This window comes from Nocardioides sp. Z43_10, from assembly GCF_059766615.1.
In genome coordinates, this window is record NZ_JCBAJY010000009.1 from 1 (window position 1) to 23,305 (window position 23,305).

The 23,305-nt window shown below is 71.9% G+C and carries 23 protein-coding genes; 7 read left to right on the top strand and 16 right to left on the bottom strand.

Going from position 1 to position 23,305, the window contains the following annotated elements; genetic code table 11:
* Positions 1-244: 244 nt before the first annotated feature.
* The 3 genes from AC6EI4_RS16190 to AC6EI4_RS16200 all read right to left on the bottom strand — a co-directional run bounded on the left by AC6EI4_RS16190 (position 245) and on the right by AC6EI4_RS16200 (position 3,304).
* Complete coding sequence (locus tag AC6EI4_RS16190) at positions 245-1,255, bottom strand: hypothetical protein (RefSeq protein WP_498452102.1); 1,011 nt, start codon at positions 1,253-1,255, stop codon at positions 245-247.
* 251 nt (positions 1,256-1,506) lie between these two features.
* Positions 1,507-2,541 (bottom strand): class II fructose-bisphosphate aldolase, encoded by a 1,035-nt coding sequence (gene fbaA / locus AC6EI4_RS16195; protein WP_498419439.1) that lies wholly within the window; start codon positions 2,539-2,541, stop codon positions 1,507-1,509.
* Positions 2,542-2,665: 124 nt separating this feature from the next.
* Positions 2,666-3,304 carry a TrmH family RNA methyltransferase gene (locus AC6EI4_RS16200; protein ID WP_498420600.1) on the bottom strand — a complete coding sequence of 213 codons (639 nt, stop codon included), beginning with the start codon at positions 3,302-3,304 and terminating at the stop codon, positions 2,666-2,668.
* Positions 3,305-3,400: 96 nt separating this feature from the next.
* Between AC6EI4_RS16200 and AC6EI4_RS16205 the strand changes: the two genes are divergently transcribed.
* On the top strand, positions 3,401-4,135 hold the full coding sequence (locus tag AC6EI4_RS16205) for a DedA family protein (RefSeq protein WP_498452103.1): 735 nt from the start codon (positions 3,401-3,403) through the stop codon (positions 4,133-4,135).
* An 11-nt stretch (positions 4,136-4,146) separates the two neighbouring features.
* Here the strand turns inward: AC6EI4_RS16205 and pyrE are convergent, their stop codons facing one another.
* Together pyrE and AC6EI4_RS16215 are read right to left on the bottom strand one after the other, a co-directional pair.
* On the bottom strand, positions 4,147-4,686 hold the full coding sequence (gene pyrE / locus AC6EI4_RS16210; RefSeq protein WP_498419442.1) for an orotate phosphoribosyltransferase: 540 nt from the start codon (positions 4,684-4,686) through the stop codon (positions 4,147-4,149).
* Positions 4,687-4,696: 10 nt separating this feature from the next.
* On the bottom strand, positions 4,697-5,383 hold the full coding sequence (locus tag AC6EI4_RS16215; protein WP_498452104.1) for a class E sortase: 687 nt from the start codon (positions 5,381-5,383) through the stop codon (positions 4,697-4,699).
* Positions 5,384-5,453: 70 nt separating this feature from the next.
* Between AC6EI4_RS16215 and AC6EI4_RS16220 the strand changes: the two genes are divergently transcribed.
* Complete coding sequence (locus AC6EI4_RS16220; RefSeq protein ID WP_498419446.1) at positions 5,454-6,617, top strand: pyridoxal phosphate-dependent aminotransferase; 1,164 nt, start codon at positions 5,454-5,456, stop codon at positions 6,615-6,617.
* A 46-nt stretch (positions 6,618-6,663) separates the two neighbouring features.
* On the opposite strand, the gene AC6EI4_RS16225 is transcribed toward AC6EI4_RS16220, so the two are convergent.
* The 8 genes from AC6EI4_RS16225 to dnaK all read right to left on the bottom strand — a co-directional run bounded on the left by AC6EI4_RS16225 (position 6,664) and on the right by dnaK (position 15,919).
* The gene (locus AC6EI4_RS16225; protein ID WP_498419448.1) at positions 6,664-7,875 is read right to left on the bottom strand and encodes a hypothetical protein; all 1,212 of its coding nucleotides are present in this window, start codon (positions 7,873-7,875) and stop codon (positions 6,664-6,666) included.
* 32 nt (positions 7,876-7,907) lie between these two features.
* Positions 7,908-10,526, bottom strand: a complete 2,619-nt coding sequence (clpB, locus tag AC6EI4_RS16230) for an ATP-dependent chaperone ClpB (RefSeq protein ID WP_498452105.1) — start codon at positions 10,524-10,526, stop codon at positions 7,908-7,910.
* 94 nt (positions 10,527-10,620) lie between these two features.
* Positions 10,621-11,307 (bottom strand): VOC family protein, encoded by a 687-nt coding sequence (locus tag AC6EI4_RS16235; RefSeq protein WP_498452106.1) that lies wholly within the window; start codon positions 11,305-11,307, stop codon positions 10,621-10,623.
* Positions 11,308-11,317: 10 nt separating this feature from the next.
* Positions 11,318-11,713 (bottom strand): SdpI family protein, encoded by a 396-nt coding sequence (locus AC6EI4_RS16240; RefSeq protein ID WP_498452107.1) that lies wholly within the window; start codon positions 11,711-11,713, stop codon positions 11,318-11,320.
* 21 nt (positions 11,714-11,734) lie between these two features.
* Positions 11,735-12,193, bottom strand: a complete 459-nt coding sequence (locus AC6EI4_RS16245; RefSeq protein ID WP_498419455.1) for a heat shock protein transcriptional repressor HspR — start codon at positions 12,191-12,193, stop codon at positions 11,735-11,737.
* Position 12,194: 1 nt separating this feature from the next.
* The gene (gene dnaJ / locus AC6EI4_RS16250; RefSeq protein WP_498452108.1) at positions 12,195-13,370 is read right to left on the bottom strand and encodes a molecular chaperone DnaJ; all 1,176 of its coding nucleotides are present in this window, start codon (positions 13,368-13,370) and stop codon (positions 12,195-12,197) included.
* 27 nt (positions 13,371-13,397) lie between these two features.
* A complete protein-coding gene (gene grpE / locus AC6EI4_RS16255) occupies positions 13,398-13,943 on the bottom strand; it encodes a nucleotide exchange factor GrpE (protein WP_498452109.1) in 546 nt (181 codons plus the stop codon).
* Positions 13,944-14,065: 122 nt separating this feature from the next.
* Positions 14,066-15,919 (bottom strand): molecular chaperone DnaK, encoded by a 1,854-nt coding sequence (gene dnaK, locus AC6EI4_RS16260; protein ID WP_498419460.1) that lies wholly within the window; start codon positions 15,917-15,919, stop codon positions 14,066-14,068.
* A gap of 299 nt (positions 15,920-16,218) precedes the next feature.
* Here dnaK and AC6EI4_RS16265 point away from each other — a divergent pair, with 299 nt between their 5' ends.
* Positions 16,219-17,064, top strand: coding sequence for an aldo/keto reductase (locus AC6EI4_RS16265; protein ID WP_498419462.1), 846 nt, complete (start codon positions 16,219-16,221; stop codon positions 17,062-17,064).
* Between the two features lie 442 nt (positions 17,065-17,506).
* On the opposite strand, the gene AC6EI4_RS16270 is transcribed toward AC6EI4_RS16265, so the two are convergent.
* The 3 genes from AC6EI4_RS16270 to AC6EI4_RS16280 all read right to left on the bottom strand — a co-directional run bounded on the left by AC6EI4_RS16270 (position 17,507) and on the right by AC6EI4_RS16280 (position 19,063).
* Entirely contained in the window at positions 17,507-18,064 is a 558-nt protein-coding gene (locus AC6EI4_RS16270) for a hypothetical protein (protein WP_498419464.1), read from the bottom strand.
* A 91-nt stretch (positions 18,065-18,155) separates the two neighbouring features.
* Positions 18,156-18,641: a nitroreductase family deazaflavin-dependent oxidoreductase gene (locus AC6EI4_RS16275; RefSeq protein WP_498419466.1), complete on the bottom strand. Its 486-nt coding sequence runs from the start codon at positions 18,639-18,641 to the stop codon at positions 18,156-18,158.
* Entirely contained in the window at positions 18,641-19,063 is a 423-nt protein-coding gene (locus AC6EI4_RS16280) for a nuclear transport factor 2 family protein (protein WP_498419467.1), read from the bottom strand. The genes AC6EI4_RS16275 and AC6EI4_RS16280 overlap by 1 nt, the downstream gene beginning before the upstream one ends.
* An 86-nt stretch (positions 19,064-19,149) precedes the next feature.
* Here AC6EI4_RS16280 and AC6EI4_RS16285 point away from each other — a divergent pair, with 86 nt between their 5' ends.
* The 4 genes from AC6EI4_RS16285 to AC6EI4_RS16300 are packed head-to-tail and all read left to right on the top strand — an operon-like array spanning position 19,150 to position 23,240.
* A complete protein-coding gene (locus tag AC6EI4_RS16285; protein ID WP_498419469.1) occupies positions 19,150-20,022 on the top strand; it encodes a TIGR03619 family F420-dependent LLM class oxidoreductase in 873 nt (290 codons plus the stop codon).
* Positions 20,022-21,248 carry a hypothetical protein gene (locus AC6EI4_RS16290; RefSeq protein ID WP_498419471.1) on the top strand — a complete coding sequence of 409 codons (1,227 nt, stop codon included), beginning with the start codon at positions 20,022-20,024 and terminating at the stop codon, positions 21,246-21,248. Before AC6EI4_RS16285 ends, AC6EI4_RS16290 begins: the two co-directional genes overlap by 1 nt.
* Complete coding sequence (locus AC6EI4_RS16295) at positions 21,245-22,048, top strand: SDR family oxidoreductase (RefSeq protein WP_498419473.1); 804 nt, start codon at positions 21,245-21,247, stop codon at positions 22,046-22,048. Before AC6EI4_RS16290 ends, AC6EI4_RS16295 begins: the two co-directional genes overlap by 4 nt.
* Before the next feature lie 49 nt (positions 22,049-22,097).
* Positions 22,098-23,240: a sulfotransferase family protein gene (locus tag AC6EI4_RS16300; RefSeq protein WP_498419474.1), complete on the top strand. Its 1,143-nt coding sequence runs from the start codon at positions 22,098-22,100 to the stop codon at positions 23,238-23,240.
* Positions 23,241-23,305: the final 65 nt, after the last annotated feature.

Sequence of the window (23,305 nt, forward strand, 5' to 3'; positions counted from 1 at the left end):
CCCCTCTTATGTCACCCCAGGGGGGAACCCCCCTCGGGGTGGGGCCACCCTCGGGGGGAGCTCCCCCCCCCCCCCCCCCCCCCCCCCCCCCCCCCCCGCTTGTAACGCGGGGTTATGTCCACTGCCCCAGCGTTATTTCGCTGTGGTGGTGGGCATAACCCCGCGTTACAAGCGGCGTGAACAGCGCGGCGCGGAGCGGGGCGGCGCCCGGCGCGGAGGCGCGGAGGCGGAGGCGCGGCGGGGGTCAGGCGGCGCGGCGTACGACGAGGTGGGCGAGGCCGTCGAGGGAGTGGCCGAAGCGCGTCTCGGTCAGCGCGTACTCACGCGCCAGCCGCTGCTTGGTGCGCTCGCGCTGTGTTCCCCAGAAGTCCGACCAGACCAGTCGGGACATCCCCAGCCCGAAGCCACAGAGCCAGTCCTCGCGGCGCTTCTCCTGCCAGACGATCTCCTCGATGGGCAGGTCGGAGACCCCGCCGGCATCGCGGCGGCGGTACTTCACGCGGCCGTCGAACTCGAAGACATGGCGCCCCACCCGCAGATCGCAGCGGGCCCAGCCGGTCGGGTCGCGCAGCTCGAACTGCGTCTCGACGGGGCCCAGCCCCAGCTCCTCGAGGAGGTCCCGGCCCAGCGTCTCCCCCGCGGACTCGGCGCCGGGGTTCGCCCTCAGCACCGCCGCCCGGGCCGCCCGCACGTGCGGCCAGCAGCGCATCGGCGCGAGGGCGGCGGCCAGCTGGCCCCGAGTGACTCCCCGATGCAGCGCGGAGTCGCAGGCCACCAGGCCCGCCAGGTAGCCGTGCTCGCGACCGATGTCGACGGCGGTGCGCGCCGCGTCGAGGCAGGCGATGCCGTCGGGGACGACCACCTGCTCCGGGCGGTGCACCGCACCATGGTGCTTCACCCCGTGCTCGGTCCGGGAGCCGCGCACGTCGGGACGGGTGATGTGGACGAGCGGCGCCTCGGGATGCAGAAGCGCCAGGCCCAGCTCGAGTGCGGCCGAGTCGTGGCTGAGGACGTGCGCGGTGAGCATGCTCAGTCCGACGGCGCGCGACTCCAGGCGCCGGCGCCCGACGTACTCGTCCAGCGCCTCCCAGGTCGACCGCTCGGCGTACACGCCTCGGCGCACCGCCACCCACGCCGAGTCCCGACCGCGCACCAGGGCCAACACCTGAGCCGGCGTCAGCCCGGCGTCGAGCGCCTGCCGGTAGGTGATCAGGCCGGAGCCGGCGCGCATCCGCGCCAGGGCGAGTGAGTGCATGCCCCGCACCCTGCCGCCGCCGTACGACGGCCGCTCGCGCCAGCCGGCACCCTGTGGACGACGCCGCCCCGCCCGCCGCCTGTGCACGCCCCACGGCTCGCATGCCCCGGCGCCCGCGAAATGTAACGCGGGGTTATGCCCACCACCGCAGCGTTATTTCGCTGTGGCAGTGGACATAACCCCGCGTTACAGCCGGTCTTTGCGGCGCGGCGCGTGCCGGCGGTGGCCGGCGCGGCCGCGCGCGGAGCCGGTCAGGCGGAGAGGGACGTCCCGGCGGAGCGCAGGTTCTCGCAGGCCTCGACGACGCGGGCGGCCATGCCGGCCTCGGCGGCCTTGCCCCAGGCGCGCGGGTCGTAGGCCTTCTTGTTGCCGACCTCGCCGTCGACCTTCAGCACGCCGTCGTAGTTCTGGAACATGTGGCCGACGACCGGGCGGGTGAAGGCGTACTGGGTGTCGGTGTCGACGTTCATCTTGACGACGCCGTAGTCCACCGCCGCGCCGATCTCCTCGGGCAGCGAGCCGGAGCCGCCGTGGAAGACGAGGTCGAAGGGCTTGGAGCCGGCCTCGAGGCCGAGCTCGGCGACGACGGCCTCCTGGGCGTGCTTGAGGATCTCCGGACGCAGCTTGACGTGGCCGGGCTTGTAGGCGCCGTGCACGTTGCCGAAGGTCAGCGCAGTCATGTAGCGCCCCTTCTCGCCGATGCCGAGCGCCTTGACGGTCGCCAGCGCGTCCTCGGGGGTGGTGTAGAGCTTCTCGTTGATCTCCCCGACGATGCCGTCCTCCTCGCCGCCGACGACGCCGATCTCGATCTCGAGGATGATCCGCGCGGCCGCAGCCTGGGCGAGCAGCTCCTCGGCGATCTGGAGGTTCTCGTCCATCGGCACGGCCGAGCCGTCCCACATGTGCGACTGGAACATCGGCAGCTCGCCGCGCGCCACGCGCTCCTTGGACAGCGCGAGCAGGGGCCGCACGAAGCCGTCGAGCTTGTTCTTGGGGCAGTGGTCGGTGTGCAGCGCGATGTTGATGGGGTAGTTCTTCGCCACCTCCTGCGCGTAGGCCGCGAAGGCGACCGAGCCGGTGACCATGTCCTTGATCGACGGGCCGGAGAGGTACTCGGCACCGCCGGTGGAGATCTGGATGATCCCGTCGGAGCCTGCGTCGGCGAAGCCCTTGAGGGCGGCGTTGAGCGTCTGCGACGACGAGACGTTGATGGCCGGGTAGGCGAAGGCGTTCGCCTTGGCCTTGTCCAGCATCTCGGCATAGACCTCGGGGGTTGCGATGGGCATCTCAGGCTCCTCGGGAATCACTCACAGCACTTCGGACGTCCAGCCCACCCTAGTCGCTCGCCCAGGCCGCGCCAGGGCCGATCGGCCCCCGCCGGCCCGCACCCCGCAGGAGGTCCCCCGCCGATCACCCCCGCCAGGCCGCGTCGCCGGACAGGTCGGCGTACTGGCGGATCCAGCTGTGCATCGCGATCGCCGCCGCCGCGCTGGCGTTGATCGAGCGCGTCGACCCGAACTGCGCGATCGAGAACGTCCCGTCGCACGCCTCGCGCGCGCCCTCGGAGAGCCCCGGGCCCTCCTGGCCGAAGAGGAAGCAGACGCGGCGGGGGACGCTCGCGGTCTCCAGGTGCAGCGAGCCGGGCAGGTTGTCGATGCCCAGCAGCCGTACGTCGCGCTCGGCGAGGTAGGCGCGCAGCTCGGCGGCGCTGTCGTGGTGGCGGATGTGCTGGTAGCGGTCGGTCACCATCGCCCCGCGGCGGTTCCACCGCTTGCGCCCGACGATGTGCACCTCGGCGGCCAGGAACGCGTTGGCGCTGCGCACGATCGTGCCGATGTTGAAGTCGTGCTGCCAGTTCTCGATCGCCACGTGGAAGTCGTGGCGCCGCTGGTCGAGGTCGGCGACGATCGCCTCCATCGTCCAGTACCGGTAGCGGTCCACGACGTTGCGCCGGTCCCCGTGCGCGAGCAGCTCTGGGTCGTACTGCGCCCCCTCGGGCCACGGACCCTGCCACGGCCCCACCCCGACCTCGTCGGGTCCGTGCGGCATCGGGTCGTACGGCGCGCGCTGCTGGTCCACGCCGGCGAGAGTATCGGCTGGGTCACCTGGCCCTTCCCCGGCTACGCTTCAGAGGTGGATGTACTCATGACCCTTCCGATGCTGTTGGGCATGGACTGGATGGACCCCAACTGGCTCCTCGACAAGTTCGGCGCGGAGCTGTTCTGGATCTCGCTGGCGATCGTGTTCGTCGAGTGCGGGCTCTTCTTCCCGTTCCTGCCCGGCGACACGCTGCTCTTCGCGCTGGGCCTGTTCATCGCCACCGAGCGCATCGACCTGTTCCCGGGCACCCCCCTGGTCGAGCTGTCGGTCGCGCTGGTGCTGATGACCGTCGCCGGCTTCCTGGGCAACGTGTCCGGCTACGAGATCGGCCGCGCCATCGGTCCACCGCTCTACGCCCGCAACGGCCGCTTCCTGAAGAAGAAGTACTTCGACCAGACCCAGGTCTTCTTCGACAAGCACGGCAACAAGGCGCTGGTGATCGGTCGCTTCGTGCCGTTCGTGCGGACCTTCATCACCGTGGTGGCCGGCGTGACCCGGATGGAGCGGACCCGGTTCTTCCTGTGGAGCGCCATCGGGGCCGTGCTGTGGGTCCTCTCGATCATGCTGATGGGCTACTTCCTCGGCCGACGCTTCCCGGGGCTGGGCGAGAACATCGACAAGGCGATCATCGTGATCCTCGCCTTCTCGATCATCCCGGTGGTCTGGGAGTGGTGGCGCCACCGCCGTACGGCGAGCAGCCGCGGCGACGACAACGACCACGACGGGCGCCCCGACCTCGACATCGCCGGGTTCGACGCCGGCCCCCGCCGCGAGTCCTGAGCCGGCGGCCCTCAGAGGTCCAGCTCGTCCTTGCCCACCGCGAAGCGGTACTCCAGGCCCTGCGCCTCGACGTTCTCCTTGGCTCCGGTGTCCCGGTCGACGATGACCGCCACCCCGACCACCGTCGCGCCCGCCTCGCGCAGCGCGGCGACCGCCTCCAGCGCGGAGCCGCCCGTGGTGGAGGTGTCGTCGACGGCGAGCACCCGGCGGCCCTGGACGCCCGGGCCCTCGATCAGCTTCTGCAGGCCGTGCACCTTCTGGGACTTGCGGATCACGAAGCAGTCCAGCTCGCGCCCCGCGGCCGCGGCCTGGTGCATCATCGCGGTCGCCACCGGGTCGGCGCCCAGGGTGAGCCCGCCGACGGCGTCGAAGTCCCAGTCTGCGGTGAGCTCGAGCATCACCCGGCCGATCGCCGGCGCCGCCTGCGCGTCCAGGGTGATCCGGCGCATGTCGACGTAGTAGTCGGCCTCCTTGCCCGAGGACAGGATGACCCTGCCCCGCACGATCGCCTTGGCGTTGATCTGGTCGAGCAGGACGTCGCGATCGGTCATGGCCGCGAGCCTAGTGGGTTGCCCCGCCGGCCCCGCGCGGCCTCTCCTCGACCAGGTGGCCGAAGGCGATCAGCCGGTCGTCGGTGTGGAACAGCTCGGCGCAGGTGGTCAGCGTGATCAGCCGCTGGCCGGGGCGCTGGCGCGGCTGCACCTCGCCCTCGTCGGGGTTGCGGGGCAGCGGGTCGATCACCCAGGTCTCGGTGAACGGCACGCTGAGCTCGTCGCCGCTGGAGTCGAGCCGATAGGTGTAGACGGTCTCCCGGGTCTCGACGACCACCCGGTCGCCGGCGCGCAGCCGCGGCAGGTTGGCGAACGGCTCGCCGTGGGTGACCCGATGCCCGGCCAGCGCGAAGTTCCCGACCTCTCCGGGCTGCGCGGTCTCAGGGAAGTGGCCGATGCCCGCGGCCAGCACCTCCTCGGAGGTGCCCTCGAGCACCGGTACCGCCCAGTCCTTGCCGAAGCGTGGGATCCGCAGGATCGCGGAGGCCCGGCCGTCGGCCACCTCGGCGACCTGCTCGCCGGCCTGCCAGTCCTCCTCGAGGGTCCGCACGATGTCGGCGTGCTTGCGCTCGGAGACCCAGCTGGTGCCGTACATCTGCCAGCCCACGTAGCCCAGCGCCCCCGCGCCGGCGACGATCAGCACCACGCCGGCCAGGAGCAGCCAGCGGGAGGCGCGGCTGCGGGGTCGCTTGGTCATGCGGCGATTGTGCCTGCTGCGAGCCCCCGGCGTGGCGACGTCGACCGGACGGGCTCGCTAGCCTCGGGGGATGCGTACCGAGGCGACGAGACTGCAGGGGATCCCGCCGACCGTCTTCTCCGAGATGTCGGCGCTCGCGGCCCGCACCGGGGCGGTCAACCTGGGCCAGGGCTTCCCCGACGTCGACGGACCGCCGGCGGTGATCGAACGGGCCGTCCGCGCGCTGCACGAGGGCGCCAACCAGTACGCCCCGGGCATCGGCGTACCGGCGCTGCGCGAGGCGGTCGCCCGGCACCAGCGGCGCCACTACGGCCTCGACCTCGACCCCGAGCACCAGGTCGTGGTGACCACCGGCGCCACCGAGGGGATCGCGGCGGCGCTGCTGGGCCTGGTCGACCCCGGCGACGAGGTGGTGGTGCTGGAGCCCTACTACGACTCCTACCGGGCGATGATCCAGATGGCCGGCGGCGTACGGCGCCCGGTCACCCTGCGCGCGCCCGACTTCCGCCTGGACGCGGCGGCGCTGGAGGCCGCGGTCGGCGACCGGACCCGGCTGATCCTGCTCAACACCCCGCACAACCCCACCGGCACGGTGCTGACCCGAGCCGAGCTGGAGGCCGTCGCCCGGGTAGCGATCCGCCACGACCTGGTGGTGGTGACCGACGAGGTCTACGAGCACCTGGTCTTCGACGGCCGAGCGCACGTCCCGCTGGCCACCCTGCCGGGGATGTTCGAGCGCACCGTGACGCTCTCCAGCGCCGGGAAGTCGTGGTCGTTCACCGGCTGGAAGGTCGGCTGGGCCACCGGGCCGGCCGAGCTGGTCGGCGCCGTGCTCGGCGCCAAGCAGTGGCTGACCTTCACCTCCGGCTCGCCGTTGCAGCCGGCCGTCGCGCTCGCCCTCGACGAGGAGGGCGACTTCCCGCTCCGGCTGGCCCGCGACCTGCAGGAGCGTCGCGACCTGCTCTGCTCGGGTCTCGCCGAGGCCGGCCTGACGCCGCGGGTGCCGGAGGGGACGTACTTCGCGACCACCGACGTCCGCGAGCTGGGCTGGCCGGACGGGCGGGCCTTCTGCCTGGCTCTGCCCGAGCTGGCCGGCGTGGTCGCGATCCCTACCCAGGGCTTCTACGACGACGCCGAGGCGGGCCGCCACCTGGTGCGCTGGGCCTTCTGCAAGCAGCCGGACCTCATCGCCGAGGGCGTGGCCCGACTGGCGAAGGCCCGGCTGCACCGCTGAGCGGCGACCCCCTGGTCGCGGACGCCTGCGGCGCGGGCCGCGCCGGTCAGCGGCGCGGGGCGGGAGAGGCGGCGAACCAGGCGCGCACCTCGGGTCGCAGCAGCGCGTAGACCGTGGCGCCGGCGGCCACCACCGGCAGCAGCAGGACCAGCGAGGTCAGCGCCCCCAGCAGGCAGAACCCCGCGGTGGCCGACGCGGAGATGATCAGCATCACCCGGGCCCAGCCCTGCCCACGCAGCGCGAGCGCGGCCAGGACCATCGCCGCCAGCGCCCAGAGCACCAGCATGCCGGCCATGAAGTAGGTGGTGTTGACGATCAGCTGCTCGGTGACACCCGCCTGCTCGAAGATCTCGGGGTTGGTGCGGCGCATCTCGTCGAGGATCAGGTCGTGGTCGCCGGCGAGGATGGCGACGCTCGCCAGCGTGAGCAGGATCGACAACACCGAGAACACCCAGGTGAGCACGGCGGCGAGCAGCAGCGGCCGCGGTCGCGGCCCGCGCACCTGAGCGACCGGCTGGCCGTAGGGCTGCTGCGGGGACCAGGCCTGGGGGTCGTGGGCCTGGGGGTCGTGGGCCTGGGGCGCGCCGGGCTGGCCGTACGGCGCCGCGGGCGGCTGCTGGCCGTACGGCGCGGGGTAGGGCCCCGGCTCGTTCGGCGCCTGGGCGGGCGGGGTCCCGAAGCCCGGGTACGGACGCGGCCCCTGCTCACCGGTCGCGTGCGGCGGGGTGCCCCACGGCGCCACGGTGGGCCGCTCGGTCACCGCGCGTCCCTCGACGGGCGGAGCCTGCCGGGCCTCGACGGCAGGCCGGGGCGGCACCGGGCGCGGCTCCCGGCCGGCGAACCAGTCGCGGGCCGGCTGCAGCCAGAGCGCCACCACACCGGCGACGACGACCGACGACATCAGGCCGCCGGCCGCCGCCCCGCTGATCAGGATCGGCAGCGCCAGCACCGTCAGGCCCACCCGGGCGCCGCGGTTGCGCTGCAGCGCGAAGACCCCGAGGATCGCCGCCGCCACCGCGCAGCCGCCGGCGACCAGCATGGTGACGTGCATCAGGTCGAGCACCGCCTCCACACTCATGTCAAGGGTGTCGCCCGGCGACTCGGCGAGGAACTCGGTGACGGCCTCCCGCATCTCCAGCGAGCGGAGCTGGGACATCGACTGGAAGACCGACACCAGCAGGAAGACCGAGGCCAGGACCACGGCCCATCCGGCGACCGTGACCTGTCGGGGGCGGGGCAGGGGCTTGACGTCACTCACGTCGTCATTCCATCACGCGCGTCCCAATCGCCTCAGACGCCCGCCTTGTCGGTGCTCACCAGCGGGCGCAGCACCAACTCATGCCCGCTCTCGGCGAGGTCGACGCCGACCGAGCCACCGTCGTTGACCTCGCCGGCGATCAGCATCCGGGCCAGCGGGTCGCCGATCGCCGTCTGGATCAGCCGGCGCAGCGGACGGGCGCCGTACGCGGGGTCGTAGCCGGTGTCGGCCAGCCAGGTCCGCGCCTGGTCGCTGACGCTGATCGTGATCCGCCGGACCGCGAGCCGCTTCTCCAGCAGCGCCAGCTGCAGGTCGACGATGTGGGTCAGCTCGTCCTTGGTCAGCGAGTCGAAGAGGACCACCTCGTCGAGGCGGTTGAGGAACTCCGGCTTGAACGAGGAGCGGACCACCGCCATCACCGAGGAGCGCTTGGCCTCCGGGTCCATCAGCGGGTCGACGAGGAACTGCGAGCCCAGGTTGCTGGTCAGGATCAGCAGCGTGTTGCGGAAGTCGACGGTGCGGCCCTGGCCGTCGGTGAGCCGGCCGTCGTCGAGCACCTGCAGCAGGATGTCGAAGACCTCGGGGTGCGCCTTCTCGACCTCGTCGAGCAGCACCACGGAGTAGGGCCGGCGACGGACCGCCTCGGTGAGCTGACCGCCCTCGTCGTAGCCGACGTAGCCCGGAGGGGCACCGACCAGACGGGCCACCGAGTGCTTCTCGGAGTACTCGCTCATGTCGATGCGCACGATCGCGCGCTCGTCGTCGAAGAGGAAGTCGGCCAGCGCCTTGGCGAGCTCGGTCTTGCCGGTCCCGGTGGGGCCGAGGAACAGGAAGGAGCCGGTCGGGCGGTTGGGGTCGGCGATGCCCGCGCGCGAGCGCCGCACGGCGTCGCTGACGGCGCTGACGGCGGTGCGCTGGCCGATCAGCCGCTTGCCGATCACCTGCTCCATCTCGAGCAGCTTGGCGGTCTCGCCCTGCAGCATCCGGCCGGTGGGGATGCCGGTCCAGGCCTCCACCACCTCGGCGACCTGCTCGGCGCCGACCTCCTCGCCGACCAGCGGCTCGGTCTCGGGCTTCACCGTGGCGTCGGCCGCGGCGAGCCGCTTCTCCAGCTCGGGGATCCGGCCGTAGTTGATCTCGCTGGCCCCGGCGAGATCACCCTCGCGCACCAGCCGCTCGGCCTCGACCCGCAGCTGGTCGAGCTGGCGGCGCAGCTCGCCCTCGCCCTCCAAGGAGGACTTCTCCAGCTCCCAGCGGTGCTCGAGCGCGCGCAGCTCCTCCTCGCGGTCGGCGAGGTCCGCGACCAGCTTCTCCAGCCGCTCGCGCGAGGCGTCGTCGTGCTCCTTCTCGAGAGCGAAGCGCTCCATCTTCAGCCGGTCGACCTGGCGGCGCAGCTGGTCGATCTCCTCGGGCGAGGACTCGATCTCCATGCGCAACCGCGAGGCCGCCTCGTCGACGAGGTCGATGGCCTTGTCGGGCAGCTGGCGTCCGGAGATGTAGCGGTCCGAGAGCGTCGCGGCCGCGACCAGCGCGGCGTCGGTGATCCGGACGCCGTGGTGGGCCTCGTACTTCTCCTGGATGCCACGCAGGATCTGGATGGTGTCCTCGACGCTGGGCTCGCCCACGAAGACCTGCTGGAAGCGACGCTCCAGGGCGGGGTCCTTCTCGATCCGCTCGCGGTACTCGTCGAGCGTGGTGGCCCCGATCATGTGCAGCTCACCGCGCGCCAGCATCGGCTTGAGCATGTTGCCCGCGTCCATCGCGCCCTCGCCGCTGGCTCCGGCGCCCACGACGGTGTGCAGCTCGTCGATGAACGTGATGATCTGCCCGCCGGCCTCCTTGATCTCCTCCAGGACGGCCTTGAGACGCTCCTCGAACTCGCCGCGGTACTTGGCACCGGCCACCATCGCGGCCAGGTCCAGGCTCAGCACCCGGCGGCCCTTGAGCGAGTCGGGGACGTCGCCGGCGACGACCCGCTGGGCGAGACCCTCGACCACGGCGGTCTTGCCGACGCCGGGCTCGCCGATCAGCACGGGGTTGTTCTTGGTGCGCCGGCTCAGCACCTGCACCACCCGGCGGATCTCGGCGTCGCGGCCGATCACCGGGTCCAGGCGGCCCTCCTCGGCCGCCTGGGTGAGGTCGACGGAGTACTTCTCCAGCGCCTCGTAGGTGGACTCGGCGTCCTGGCTGGTGACCCGGCGGTTGCCGCGTACGGCGGTGAGGCCCTCGCGCAGACCGGCCTCGGTCAGGCCCGCGCCGAGCAGGATCTTCTGCGCCGAGCTCTCGACGCCGGCCAGCGCGATCAGCAGGTGCTCGGTGGCGACGTAGTCGTCCTTCATGCTGGCGGCGAGGTCGATCGCGGAGGCCAGCACCCGGGTCAGCGCGGCGGAGGCGCCGGGCTGCTGCACGGTGGCCCCGCTGGCCTTGGGCAGCGCGTCGCGCTGGGCCGCGGCCTCGCGGACCAGGGCCGGCGCGTCGACGCCGGCCTTGGCGACCATGTTCGCCGGGGTGCCGCCCTCCTGCAGCAACAGCGCCACCAGCAGGTGGATCGGCTCGGTGGTGGTGTTGCCGGCCGTGGTCGCCGAGACCTGCGCGGCCTCGATCGCCTCACGGCTGCGGGTGGTGAACTTGTCGGCTCCGAACTGGCTCATGCTGGTCACTCCTGGCTCATGAACACGGCTTGGTGAAGGCGTGCAATGCTGTTGTTCTGTTACCGAAACATCAGCAAACCTGAGTGTATTCCACTCAACTCTGGAAGGCGCAGAACTCGTTGCCCTCCGGATCGGCCAGCACCATCCAGCCGATCTCCTCGTCCAGCGCGCGGAGCACTCGGGCGCCCTGCCAGCCGTCGCGGCCCGCCGTCAGCGCAGCCAGGTCCGGCGTGGTGAGGTCCAGGTGGATCCGGTTCTTCACGGTCTTGGGCTCGGGGACCGCCACGAAGACGATGCACTCGAACGGCGCACCCGGGATGTCCTCGACCCAGCCCCAGCCGGTCTCCGCGTCATGCCCGCCGCTCGCCCCGAGCAGGGTGGCCCACCACTGCGACTGGGCGATCGGGTCGGCGCAGTCGATGACGATCTCGTAGAGGCGATGCTCGGGCACCTCCTCGCGCACGAAGACGCACAGCTCCCCGCCCTCGGGGTCGGCCACGATCTTCCACTTGAAGCTGTCCAGGTCCCGCGGGCTCGCGCCGAGCGCCAGCACGTCGTCCACGCTGGCGGCGTGGACGTCCAGGTGCACCCGCTGCTTGACGCTGACCGGCTCGGGGACCCGGTTGATCCACACCGTGTGCTCCGGGCTCGGCCCGGTGAGCAGCACCATCTCGTCGGGTCGCTGCTCGCGGCGCAGCCCCAGGGTCCGGGCCCAGAAGTCACCCATCGCGAGCGGGTCGACCGCGTCGATGCACAGGTCCTTGAACGTGGCGAGAGTCATGCCCGCCAACCTAGGCCACGTCGCCGACGTCCGGGGGCAGCGAGCGCACGGCCCGATCGCCGGCCCGGGCCGCGAGCACCACGGCGACGAGGCACCCCAGGTAGCCGGCGCCCAGCGCGAGCACCGGTATGGCCGGGCTCACGTCCGCGACCTCGACCAGCACCTGCCCGACCGCGCTGAGGGCCGCACCGAGGACCGCCAGCACGCAGGACAGCCGCGCCAGCGGCAGGGCCGCCCGGTGCGCGACCAGCCACGCCCGCTGCGACGACGTCGTCAGCGCCGTCCGGAGGCCCAGCAACGGGTTGACCTCGATGGTGCCGCCCGCGGCGGCGCGGGTGGTGAGGAAGACGACCACCCCGACCATGACGAGCCCGCCCGCACCGATCACGATGCCCGTGGGGTCCATCGCCTCAGCCCCGTTGCGCGCTCAGCCGCGGCGACGCCACAGCACGAGCTCCTGGGAGGGGCGGGCGCCACGGAGCACGGGCAGCTTGTTGACCGGCTGCGCGGCGGAGGTACGACGCGCCGCGTGCGCCGCCCGCAGTGCCTCGTGAGCGCCCTCGAGCTCGGCGCACAGCTCGTCGTTGCGCATCTGGAGGGCGCTGACCTGGTTCTCCAGGTCGAGGATGCGGCGCACCCCCTCGATGCCGATGCCGGCCGCGGTCAGGTCGGCGATCTCGCGCAGCAGCTCGATGTCGCGCTGGGAGTAGCGCCGCCCTCCCCCGCCGGCGCGACCGGGCGTGATCAGCCCGAGCCGCTCGTAGGTGCGCAGGGTCTGGGGATGCAGACCGGTCAGCTCCGCGGCCACGCTGATCACGTAGACCGCCGCGTCGTCGCCGAGGCCGGGCCGGAAGCGGCCCGCGGGACGTGCTCGCCGACCGGCCATCTCAGATCCCCTCGAACAGCCCCGTGCGCAGCGGCTTGCCGGCCGTCGCGGCACGGTAGGCCTCGACCGCCTCGCGGGCGGCCGGGTCGAGCGTGGCCGGCACGTGCACCTCCACGGTGGCCAGCAGGTCGCCCTTGGTGCCGTCGGCACGGGGGGCGCCCTTGCCGCGGACCCGGAAGGTCCGGCCGTTGGGGGTGCCCGGGGGCAGCCTCAGCGTGACCGGGCTGCCGCTGAGCGTCGGGATCTTCACTTCGGCCCCGAGCGCGGCCTCGTCGAAGGAGACCGGCACATCGAGGGTCAGGTTGTCGTCCTTGCGCCCGAAGACGCGGTGCGGGGAGACCTTGACGGTGACGAACAGGTCGCCCGCCGGGCCGCCGTTCTCACCGGCGCCGCCCTTGCCGCGCAGCCGGATCCGCTGGCCGTCCTTGACGCCGGCGGGGATGCGGGCCTGGATGGTCCGCGCCGAGCGGCCCCGCCCGCTGCCCTGACAGGTGGGGCACGGCTCGTCGTAGACGAGCTGGCGGCCACCGCAGGAGGGGCAGGTCTCGTTCATCGTGAACGCGCCCCCGACCGAGGCCGCGACGTAGCCGGCCCCCTCGCACTCGGGGCACACGTGCGGACGGGTGCCCGGCTTGCCGCCGGTGCCGTTGCAGTCGGGGCAGGGCGCGTCGCTGGCCAGGCGCAGCGAGATCGTGACGCCCTCGAGGGCGTCGGTGAAGCTGATCGTCGCGGTGCTCTCCAGGTCCGGGCCCTTCTGCGGGCGCGGGCGGGTCTGGCGGGCCCGGCCGCCGCCTCCGAAGAGGTCGCCGAACATGTCCCCGAACCCGCCACCGGCCCCGGCACCGGTGCCGGCCCGGTCCCGCAGCAGGTCGTTGATGTCGAACCCGCCGCCGCCGGTGCCGCCCCGGTTGAAGCCGCCCGGGAAGCCACCGAAGCCGCCGACTCCGACGCGGCGCACCTCGTCGTACTCCTTGCGCTTCTCGGGATCCCCGATCACGTCGTAGGCCTCGGCGACCGCCTTGAAGCGCTCGTGCTTGGCGCTGTCGCCGGGGTTGGAGTCGGGGTGGTTGGCGCGCGCGAGCTTGCGGTACGCCTTCTTGATCTCGTCGGCGGTGGCGTCCTTGGACACCCCGAGCTCCTTGTAGAAGTCCTTCTTCACCCAGTCCGCATTGGTCACGCGCGCACCTCCTCCCTCGGAATCGTCTTACTCGGCCGTCGGCGCCGCGGCCGGCTGCGACCCGGCGGGCGGGTCGACCACGAGCACCTGCGCGGCGCGCACCACCCGCTCGCCGATCCGGTACCCGGCCTTCGCGACCACCTTGCAGGTGGTCACCGTGACGTCGGGGTCCTCGCCCAGGTGGGACAGGGCCTCGTGGATCGTCGGGTCGAAGGCGTCACCGGGGACGCCGTACTTGACCAGGCCGACGCTCGAGACGATCCGCTCGAGCTGGTCGGCGACGGCCTTGAACCCACCCTCGACCTCGCCGTGCTCGCGGGCGCGGTCGATGGTGTCGAGAACCTCGGTGATCGGCGCCAGCGCGGTGTACGTCGCGTTCTCGCGGATCAGGTCGCGGTCCCGGTCGACGCGGCGCTTGTAGTTGAGGAACTCCGCCTGCAGGCGCTGCAGGTCGGAGGTCAGCTCGACCACCTCGCGCCGGGCACGACTCAGGTCGTCCTCGACCTCCTCGGCCAGCGGCGACTCCGTACCCTCCTGCGCGGTGTCCTGCGCGGGAGCGGTGGCGCCTTCCATCGCGGGGTCCGTAGCGGGGTCGGCAACTGCCTGAGGCCCCGGCTCAGCAACCCCCTGCGGGGAGGGAGCCGCGGTGTCCCGCGACTCCCCCGCCGGGGTGAACTCGTCCTTGGGGGACTGGGTCACTTGGTCTCACCCTCTGTGGTGTCCTCGTCGACGATCTCGGCGTCGACCACGTCGTCGTCGCTCTCGCCCGAGCCGGTCGCCGCACCGCCGGCAGCGGCCTGCTCGGCCTCGGCGGCGGCGTACATCGCGGCGCCCATCTTCTGGCTGGACTCACCGAGCTTGGTGATGCCGGCCTGCAGCTCCTCGTTGCTCGACTCGGCGTTCTCGAGCGTGGCCTTCAGCGCGTCCACGTCGGCCTGGACCTCGGTCTTGACGTCCTCGGGCAGCTTCTCGGCGTTGTCGGCGAGGAACTTCTCGGTCGTGTAGACGAGGCTGTCGGCCTGGTTGCGCAGCTCGACGCTCTCGCGGCGCTTGGCGTCCTCCTCGGCGTACTGCTCGGCCTCGCGGACCATCCGGTCGATCTCGTCCTTGCCGAGCGCGGAGCCACCGGAGATCGTCATCGACTGCTCGCGGCCGGACGCCTGGTCCTTGGCCGAGACGTGCACGATGCCGTTGGCGTCGATGTCGAAGGTGACCTCGATCTTCGGGATGCCGCGGGGAGCCGGGGGCAGGCCGGTCAGCTCGAAGTTCCCGAGCGGCTGGTTCTGCGCCCACATCTGGCGCTCGCCCTGGGCGACCTTGATCTCGACCGAGGGCTGGTTGTCGTCGGCGGTCGTGAAGATCTCGCTGCGCTTGGTGGGGATCGTGGTGTTGCGCTCGATCAGGGTGGTCATCACGCCGCCCTTGGTCTCGATGCCCAGCGACAGCGGGGTGACGTCGAGGAGCAGCACGTCCTTGACCTCGCCCTTGAGCACGCCGGCCTGGAGCGCGGCACCGACGGCCACGACCTCGTCGGGGTTGACGCCCTTGTTGGGCTCCTTGCCGCCGAGCAGCTCCTTGACGACCTCGGTCACCGCGGGCATCCGGGTGGAGCCGCCGACGAGGACCACGTGGTCGATGTTCTTGATCGCCACGCCACCGTCCTTGAGCACCTGCTGGAACGGCTTCTTGGTGCGCTCGAGCAGGTCCGCGGTGAGCTTCTGGAACTCGCTGCGGGTCAGCTTCTCCTCGAAGTGCAGCGGGCCCGACTCGCCGTGGGTGATGTAGGGCAGGTGGATCGTGGTCTCGCTCGAGGACGACAGCTCGATCTTCGCCTTCTCCGCAGCCTCCTGCAGGCGCTGCTTGGCGATCTTGTCGGCCGCGAGGTCGACACCGTGGTTGGCCTTGAACTTCTTGACCATCCACTCCACGACCCGGGCGTCCCAGTCGTCACCACCGAGGTGGTTGTCGCCGGAGGTCGCCTTGACCTCGACGACGCCCTCGCCGATCTCGAGCAGGGACACGTCGAACGTGCCGCCACCGAGGTCGAAGACCAGGATGGTCTGGTCGTCGCCCTTGTCGAGGCCGTAGGCCAGCGCCGCGGCGGTGGGCTCGTTGACGATCCGGCTCACGTTGAGGCCCGCGATCTCGCCGGCCTCCTTGGTGGCCTGGCGCTGCGCGTCGGAGAAGTACGCCGGGACGGTGATGACCGCGTCGGTCACCGGCTCGCCCAGGTAGGCCTCCGCGTCGCGCTTCAGCTTCTGCAGCACGAAGGCGCTGATCTGCTGGGAGGTGAAGGACTTGTCGTCGATCTGGGTCTTCCAGTCGGTGCCCATGTGGCGCTTGACCGAGCGGATCGTCCGGTCGACGTTGGTGACGGCCTGCCGCTTGGCCACCTCGCCGACGAGGACCTCGCCGGACTTCGCGAAGGCGACCACCGACGGGGTGGTGCGGGCGCCTTCGGCGTTTGCGATGACGGTGGGTTCTCCACCCTCGAGGACCGCGACGACGGAGTTCGTCGTACCAAGGTCAATGCCAACCGCGCGTGCCATGGGGATACCTCCGGGTTGCTTCTGGGCTGTCTGCCCGCGTCTGTGCTTCTGGTCTGTGCGTACGTCTGCGTTCAGTTCTGTGGGCCCGATCAGATCGGGCATGGGGCCATCATGCGTCGCTGCGACGAGTCTGGCAAACAAGTTGAGTCGGATCAACTCAAGTTCGTTCACTCGTGCCAACGCAGGGAGGGGGGTGGATGTTCCCCGCAGGCCGCGTGGAGCGCGGATTTCGGGTGCGAGGTGACTCACATCGTCGGGGCGTCGCGGAATAGCCCCGGCCGAGGGTTGTTGGGCTCCTCATGAGCGTTCCCGTCATCACCCTCCATGACCAGACGACCATCCCCCAGCTCGGCTTCGGGGTCTACCAGGTCCCGCCCGAGCAGACCGCCAGCACCGTCGCCTCGGCCCTCGAGGTGGGCTACCGCCACATCGACACCGCCGAGATGTACGGCAACGAGCAGGGCGTCGGCGAGGCCATCGCCGCCTCCGGCATCGCGCGCGACGAGCTCTACGTGACCAGCAAGCTGAACAACAACGTGCACCGCCCCGACGACGCCCGCCGCGCCTTCGACGCCACACTGCAGGCGCTCGGCCTCGACCGGATCGACCTGTTCCTGATCCACTGGCCGCTGCCCACCCAGTACGACGGGGACTTCGTCTCCACCTGGCGCACGCTGGCCGAGTTCGTCGCCGACGGCCGCGCCACCTCCGTGGGCGTGTCCAACTTCCAGCCCGCACACCTGGACCGGATCATCGAGGAGACCGGCGTGATCCCGGTCGTCAACCAGATCGAGGTCCACCCCTACTTCGCCAACGAGGAGGCCCGTGCCGCCTCGATCCGCCACGGCGTCGAGGTCGAGGCGTGGTCGCCGATCGCGCAGGGCAAGGTCCTCGGCGACCCGGTGATCAACGAGATCGCCGCCCGGGTCGGCAAGACCCCGGCCCAGGTGACGCTGCGCTGGCACATCGAGCGCGGCGACATCGTCTTCCCCAAGTCGATGTCCACCGACCGGATGCGGGAGAACTTCGACATCTTCGACTTCACCCTCTCCGCCGACGACGTCGCCGCGATCGCCGCCCTGGACCAGGGCGAGGCCGGCCGCCAGGGCCCCAACCCGGACACGTTCGACTGGATCCCGGCCTGAGCTGACGGCTGCGGTTTCCCCGGTCGGCCGGGGAAGCCTGATGTTGTCGGGCGAAACTTCGGCCGCCCAGTTCAGTAGTTGACAGCGGGCACTACCTCACCGGCCCCACGGGGCGCTGCGGTCACTCCAGTGGCGGGCGCCCTGTGGTCGACCCCGGGCAGCGCGCCGCGGCGTACGACGAGGTGCGGGCGCGAGTGCTCGCCTTCGCAGGGCCGGGGAAGCCCGGCCAGTCAGCGCGATGCCGGCCGGGCGCGGCCCGCCGCCGCGCTGCGCCGTACTGGCCACACGAAACCTGCACTTCCCACACGTTCCTTCGTGTGGGAAGTGCGGGTTTCACGAGTTAACTCGTGGTCCCGCCGGCACCGGGCGCCCCAAACGCGCGCCTCAGCCCCACCGGCCCCACCGGCGCGCGCCTCCGCAGCAGCCGACCCGCGGCCCAGCCTCACTCGACGGTGACGGTGACCTCGTTCGAGGCCAGCTCGCTGTCGGTGTCGACGACGCGGAACCGGTTCTCGCCGGTGCGGCCGGTCTCCACGTACGTCGAGAAGATGCCGCCGCTGACCGAGGCGGTGACGCCGAAGTCGGCCCAGCCGCCGTCCTCGAAGCGTTGCACCTTGAGGATGGCGCCCTCCCCCTTGGGGTAGACGCCGGTGAGGTCGATCTGCTCCATCGGGCCGACCGAGGTCTGGCCGGCCTGGAGGGTGACCGTCTTCTCGGCCGCCTCGGACTCCGACGGCGGCTCCGCGGGCTCCTCGCTGGCCTCGGAGTCGCCGGGGGCGAGCGTGATCAGCGGGCCGGAGGCACGCTCGGTGACCTGCGGCTCGGGCAGGTAGAGCGTCTCCTGGGCCGTGGAGCGTCCGGACGCCGAGCCGTCGCCGCCGACGCCCAGCAGCCGGGAGCCGACGAGCGCGGCCACCCCGGCCACCACGCCGACGACCAGACCGACCGCGACCAGCGCGACCAGGCCGGACAGGACGGGACGGTCTTCATCGGATCGCACGCGCAGGACACCCCCAGGGGAAGACGGACGGCGCCACGGCCGTCACCACCCGCCCATTGTCGGGCACGGGCCACGGAAGGCCAACCGGCGGTCAGCGCGGCGAGCAGATCACCACCGGGATCTCGCGCTCGGTCCAGGACTGGTAGGAGTCGAAGTCGGCGTACAGGTCCACCAGCCGCGGCCACAGCCTGCGCCGCTCCTGCGCGTCGGCGGTCCGGGCACGCACCTCGCGCACCTCGGAGCCGATCTGGATCCGGGCGTCGGGGCAGGCCTCCAGGTTGCGGTACCACTGCGGATGCTGGGGCAGCCCGCCCTGCGAGGCGACGACCACCACGTCGGGCCCGTCCAGCAGGTAGAGCAGCGGGGTCGTGTACGTCGTGCCCGAGCGGCGCCCGACGTGCTCGAGCAGGCAGACCGGGACCGGGCGGCGCAGCGCCGAGCCGATCCGCCACCGGGCGCCGACCCTGCCGCCGGTGCGTCGGTAGAGCGCGACGTGGGCCCGCCCGGCGTACTTCATCACCTTCGGCACCAGCGGCGAGTCGAGCCCTCCGGGGCGCGGCTTGGCCTGCCCGCTCATCACATCCCCCTCTTCCAGACCAGCTCCTCGTGCAGCCGACGGCTGCGCCAGCCGCGCTCGGTGCGCACCATCTCGTGGTGGTAGATCCCGCCGAACTCCACCAGCAGCTCGCCGCCGCCGGGCTGGGCCAGCGTCATCGGGTTGTGGAAGTACGCCGCGACCCGCGCCGCGTCGCCGTCGAGGTCGACCTCGCTCTGGCCCAGTGTGTGCATCCGCCGCTCGAAGACCGGCAGGTTCTGCGCCAGCCACGCCTTCACCTCGCGATACCCGCCGGCGATCCCGCCGGACTCGGTGTAGTCGATCGCGGCGTCGTCGGTGAACACCGTGTCGAGGCGGTCCCACTCGCCGGTGTCGATGGCGCGGGTGTAGCGCACCAGCACCTGCTCGATCTCCAGCCGGTCGCCGATCTCCGCCAGGTCCATGGGGCTCCTCGTGCCTCGCCGCAGGGCGTCTTCCGCCCATCGGGAGCACTATGGCAGTGAAGTGGAACACGTTCTAGGGTGCGGGCATGCGATTCACCTACGCCGAGGCGATGACCCGCGTCGAGAACTATGTGCCGCTCGCCCAGGCCGCCGAGGCGGCCGGGTACACGTCGATGACCATCGCGGACAGCCTGATCTATCCGCGCGAGTCCGACTCCACCTACCCCTACACCGACACCGGCGACCGGGAGTTCCTCGAGGACAAGGCGTTCATCGAGACGATGACGCTGGTCACCCACCTGGCCGCGCTGACCAGCACCCTGCGCTTCACGCCGTTCGTGCTGAAGCTGCCGGTGCGCCCGCCGGTGCTGGTCGCCAAGCAGGCCTCCTCGATCGCCTACCTCTCCGGCAACCGCCTCACCCTCGGCGTGGGGCTCTCCCCCTGGCCCGAGGACTTCATCGCGATGGGGGTGCCGTGGGCGCGCCGCGGCAAGCGGATGGACGAGTGCATCGACGTGCTGCGCGGCCTCACCAGCGGCGAGTACTTCGGCTACGACGGCGAGTTCTTCTCCTTCCCCGAGATCAAGCAGTCCCCGGCCCCGACCGAGCCGATCCCGCTGCTCGTCGGCGGCCACAGCGACGCCGCGCTGCGCCGCGCCGTACTCAAGGGCGACGGGTGGATGCACGCCGGCGGCGACGCCGAGGAGCTGGACCGGCTGCTGGCCCGTCTCGCCGAGATCCGCAAGGCCGAGGGCGACACCCGCGAGGACTTCCAGGTGCACGCGATCTCGACCGACTCCTACACCCTCGACGGCATCCGCCGCCTCGAGGACAAGGGCGTCACCGACGCCATCGTCGGCTTCCGGGTGCCCTACATCAAGGGCCAGGACGACCAGCCGGTGAGCAAGAAGGTCGCCCACCTGGAGCGGTTCGCCGAGCAGATCATCGGCCGGCTCTGATGGACGCCGGGGGGCGGCCCGAGGACCTGCGGCTCGACGACCCGGGCATCACCAAGCCCTTCGCCGACGCCGTCGCGCAGGCCGAGGAGCTGATCCGCGGGGCCGACTTCATCCGCACCGAGCAGGACCTGCTGGAGGGCTACGACTACCTGGCCGGGCGGATCCGGATGGCGATCCAGGCGGCCTTCAGCCACGACCCGGGCCGCACCCTCTTCGTCAACGGCACCCACCAGTTCTCCCGCCAGGGCCTCGACAACCCCGATGCCCTGTACTTCCACGCGGTGATCAACGACTCCGCGACGTACGTCGTGCGTGGGCGCCGCGGGACCACCGCCGACCTGTCGTTCCAGGTGATGGCCGGCAACTACACCGCCGAGGACACGCCGGCGGCGCTGGCGGCCTTCGACGAGCGTGAGATCGAGCTCGACGAGGACGGCACCTTCGCGCTCACCTTCGGCCCGGAGCTGGTGCCGGGAGCCGAGCGGCCGCGCAACTACTTCGTCTCCGGGCCCGGCGCCTCGTCGCTGATCGTGCGCGAGGTCTACAACGACTGGGACACCGAGGAGCGCGGCACGCTCTGGATCGAGCGCACCGACCAGCTCGGCGTGCCGGCGCCGCCGCTGACCCGCGCCCGGCTCGCCAAGAAGTACGAGATCGCCGCACGCACGCTCACCGGGACGATCCAGACCTGGTTCATGTTCCCCCAGTTCTTCCAGTACCAGCAGCTGGTCAACACGCTGACGCCGCCGCAGTCCACGCCCGGCGGGCTCACCTCGCAGCGCTCCTCGATCGGGCACTACGAGCTCGCCGACGACGAGGCGCTGGTGATCAGCGTCCCGGCCTGCGCGGACTGCACCTACCAGGGCATCCAGATCGGCTCGGACTGGTACGTCTCCACCGACTACGAGACCCACCAGACCTCGCTGACCAAGGCGCAGGCGCAGACCGACCCCGACCAGGTGATGCGCTTCGTGATCAGCGAGCGCGATCCCGGCGTGGCCAACTGGCTGGAGGCGCTGGGGCACCGCACCGGCGCGATCATGCTGCGCTGGCAGCAGCTCTCCCGCGACCTGGGCCCCGAGGACGGGCCGGTGGTGGAGAGGGTGCGCTTCGACGACCTGCCCAGCGTGCTGCCGTACCACGCGTCGAACCGGATCGGCCCCGAGCAGTACGCCGCCCGGATCGCCGCCCGTCAGCGCGCGGTGGCCCGGCGGATGCTCTCGTGAGCACCTCCCCGCTCGGTGCGGGCCTGCTGCGGGACAAGGTCGTCGTCCTCTCCGGCGTCGGCCCCGGGCTGGGCCGCGCGCTCGGCGAGGAGGCCGCGCGGATGGGCGCCGACCTGGTCCTGGCCAGCCGCACCGAGCGGCGCCTGGAGAAGGCGGCGGCCCGGGTGCGCGAGCTGGGCCGGCGCGCGCTCGTCGTCCCCACCGACATCACCGACGAGACGGCCCGCGCCGCGCTGGTCGACGCCGCGCTGGCTGAGTTCGGCCGGGTGGACTGCCTGGTCAACAACGCCTTCGCGATCCCGCCGATGGACCCGCTCACCACGCTGGGGCTCGACGCGCTGCGCACCGCTCAGGAGACCAACGTCTACGCGCCGCTGCGGCTCTCGGCGCTGTTCGCCGACGCGCTGGCCGCGACCCAGGGCTCGATCGTGATGGTCAACTCCGCGGTCCTGTACCACTCCCAGCCGGAGTTCGCCGGCTACAAGCTCTCCAAGGGCCAGCTCGCCCACGCCGCCTCCGCGCTCGCCACCGAGCTCGGCCCGCGCGGGATCCGGGTCAACTCGATCGCGCCGTCCTACATCTACGAGGACGTCAACAAGGCCTACTTCGACTGGATCGCCGCGGAGACCGGGCGCACCCACGAGGAGGTGTACGCCGAGAAGGCGGCCCCGACCGACCTCAAGCGGCTGGCCACGCCGGTCGAGATCGCCCGCGCCGCGCTGTTCCTCGCCAGCGACCTGGCCAGTGCCGTCACCGGCACCGTGCTCAACGTCGACTGCGGCGAGTTCCACGACCGCTAGCCCCCGCCGGTCCGCACCCCGACCTGCCCCAGCCACCCCCGGAGGAGACATGGCACGCGAACGCGCCGACGTCGGCAGCTACGAGGACATCGCGGCCGCCGCGATCCGCTCCACCGGCCTGGCGGACTTCGGCGGCACCGAGCACGAGGAGGGACTGCGGATCCTCGTCGAGGACCTCAACTCCCCGACTGCCGGGCTGACCGGCGTGGGCAGCTACATGATGCGCGCGCAGGTGAAGGGCGCGCTGGTGGCCCGGCTGCTGTCGCAGTCCGGGTTCGCCCAGCACCCGTCGTACGCCGAAGTGGCGATCGAGCGGCCGATCTTCGTGCTCGGCCTGCCCCGGACCGGCACCACCGCGATGCACCGCCTGCTCACCGCCGACCCGGCCCACCAGGGCATCGAGCTGTGGCTCGCGGAGTTCCCCCAGCCGCGCCCGCCGCGCGCGACGTGGGAGGACAACCCCGTCTACGCCGCGATCAACGCCGGCTACGCCGCCCACAACGCCGAGCACCCCGAGCTGATGGGGATCCACTACATGGACGCCGCCACGGTCGAGGAGTGCTGGAAGATCCTGCGCCAGAGCGGCAAGTCCATCGGCTACGAGTCGGTGGCCCACGTGCCGACGTACGCCGGCTGGCTGGCCCGCCAGGACTGGACCGACGCCTACCAGCGCCACCGCGCCAACCTGCAGCTGATCGGCCTGCACGACACCGCGCGCCGCTGGGTGCTGAAGAACCCCTCGCACCTGGTCGCCCTGGACGCGCTGATGGCCGTCTACCCCGACGCGCTGGTGGTGCAGATGCACCGCGACCCGGTCACCTCGGTGGCCTCGGCCTGCTCGCTGTCGGCGACGTCCGCGGCCGGCTGGTCGACCACGTTCGCCGGCGAGGTGGTCGGCGCCACCCAGCTGGACCTGCTCGCCCGCGAGTTCCACGCCTTCCACGAGGCGCGGCCGGCCTACGACCAGCGGCAGTTCGTCGACGTCGACTACCTCGACTTCGTGGCCGACCCGACCGCGACGGTCCAGGGCATCTACGAGACGTTCGGCCTGGACTACTCACCCGCGGTCGCCGACGCCGTCCGCGCCGCGGACGCCGCCTCGCGCGAGGGCGACCGCAAGCCGGTGCACGCCTACACGCTGGCCGACTACGGGCTCACCGAGGAGCAGGTGCGCGCGGCGTTCGCGCGCTGAGCGCGCCGGGCTCGGCGCTCGGCTCGCGGCTGGGCGCACCTGCGGCAGGCGGTTGTCCACAGGTC

Coding starts and splice junctions, on each gene's coding strand:
- AC6EI4_RS16240 (WP_498452107.1), bottom strand. CDS start 11,713: ATGGACCCCACGGGCATCGTGATCGGTGCGGGCGGGCTCGTCATGGTC.
- dnaK (WP_498419460.1), bottom strand. CDS start 15,919: ATGGCACGCGCGGTTGGCATTGACCTTGGTACGACGAACTCCGTCGTC.
- AC6EI4_RS16235 (WP_498452106.1), bottom strand. CDS start 11,307: ATGACTCTCGCCACGTTCAAGGACCTGTGCATCGACGCGGTCGACCCG.
- grpE (WP_498452109.1), bottom strand. CDS start 13,943: ATGGAAGGCGCCACCGCTCCCGCGCAGGACACCGCGCAGGAGGGTACG.
- AC6EI4_RS16290 (WP_498419471.1), top strand. CDS start 20,022: ATGGACGCCGGGGGGCGGCCCGAGGACCTGCGGCTCGACGACCCGGGC.
- AC6EI4_RS16280 (WP_498419467.1), bottom strand. CDS start 19,063: ATGGACCTGGCGGAGATCGGCGACCGGCTGGAGATCGAGCAGGTGCTG.
- AC6EI4_RS16300 (WP_498419474.1), top strand. CDS start 22,098: ATGGCACGCGAACGCGCCGACGTCGGCAGCTACGAGGACATCGCGGCC.
- pyrE (WP_498419442.1), bottom strand. CDS start 4,686: ATGACCGATCGCGACGTCCTGCTCGACCAGATCAACGCCAAGGCGATC.
- AC6EI4_RS16215 (WP_498452104.1), bottom strand. CDS start 5,383: ATGACCAAGCGACCCCGCAGCCGCGCCTCCCGCTGGCTGCTCCTGGCC.
- AC6EI4_RS16190 (WP_498452102.1), bottom strand. CDS start 1,255: ATGCACTCACTCGCCCTGGCGCGGATGCGCGCCGGCTCCGGCCTGATC.
- AC6EI4_RS16285 (WP_498419469.1), top strand. CDS start 19,150: ATGCGATTCACCTACGCCGAGGCGATGACCCGCGTCGAGAACTATGTG.
- AC6EI4_RS16265 (WP_498419462.1), top strand. CDS start 16,219: ATGAGCGTTCCCGTCATCACCCTCCATGACCAGACGACCATCCCCCAG.
- AC6EI4_RS16200 (WP_498420600.1), bottom strand. CDS start 3,304: ATGCCGCACGGACCCGACGAGGTCGGGGTGGGGCCGTGGCAGGGTCCG.
- AC6EI4_RS16275 (WP_498419466.1), bottom strand. CDS start 18,641: ATGAGCGGGCAGGCCAAGCCGCGCCCCGGAGGGCTCGACTCGCCGCTG.
- AC6EI4_RS16205 (WP_498452103.1), top strand. CDS start 3,401: ATGACCCTTCCGATGCTGTTGGGCATGGACTGGATGGACCCCAACTGG.
- clpB (WP_498452105.1), bottom strand. CDS start 10,526: ATGAGCCAGTTCGGAGCCGACAAGTTCACCACCCGCAGCCGTGAGGCG.
- AC6EI4_RS16220 (WP_498419446.1), top strand. CDS start 5,454: ATGCGTACCGAGGCGACGAGACTGCAGGGGATCCCGCCGACCGTCTTC.
- fbaA (WP_498419439.1), bottom strand. CDS start 2,541: ATGCCCATCGCAACCCCCGAGGTCTATGCCGAGATGCTGGACAAGGCC.
- AC6EI4_RS16245 (WP_498419455.1), bottom strand. CDS start 12,193: ATGGCCGGTCGGCGAGCACGTCCCGCGGGCCGCTTCCGGCCCGGCCTC.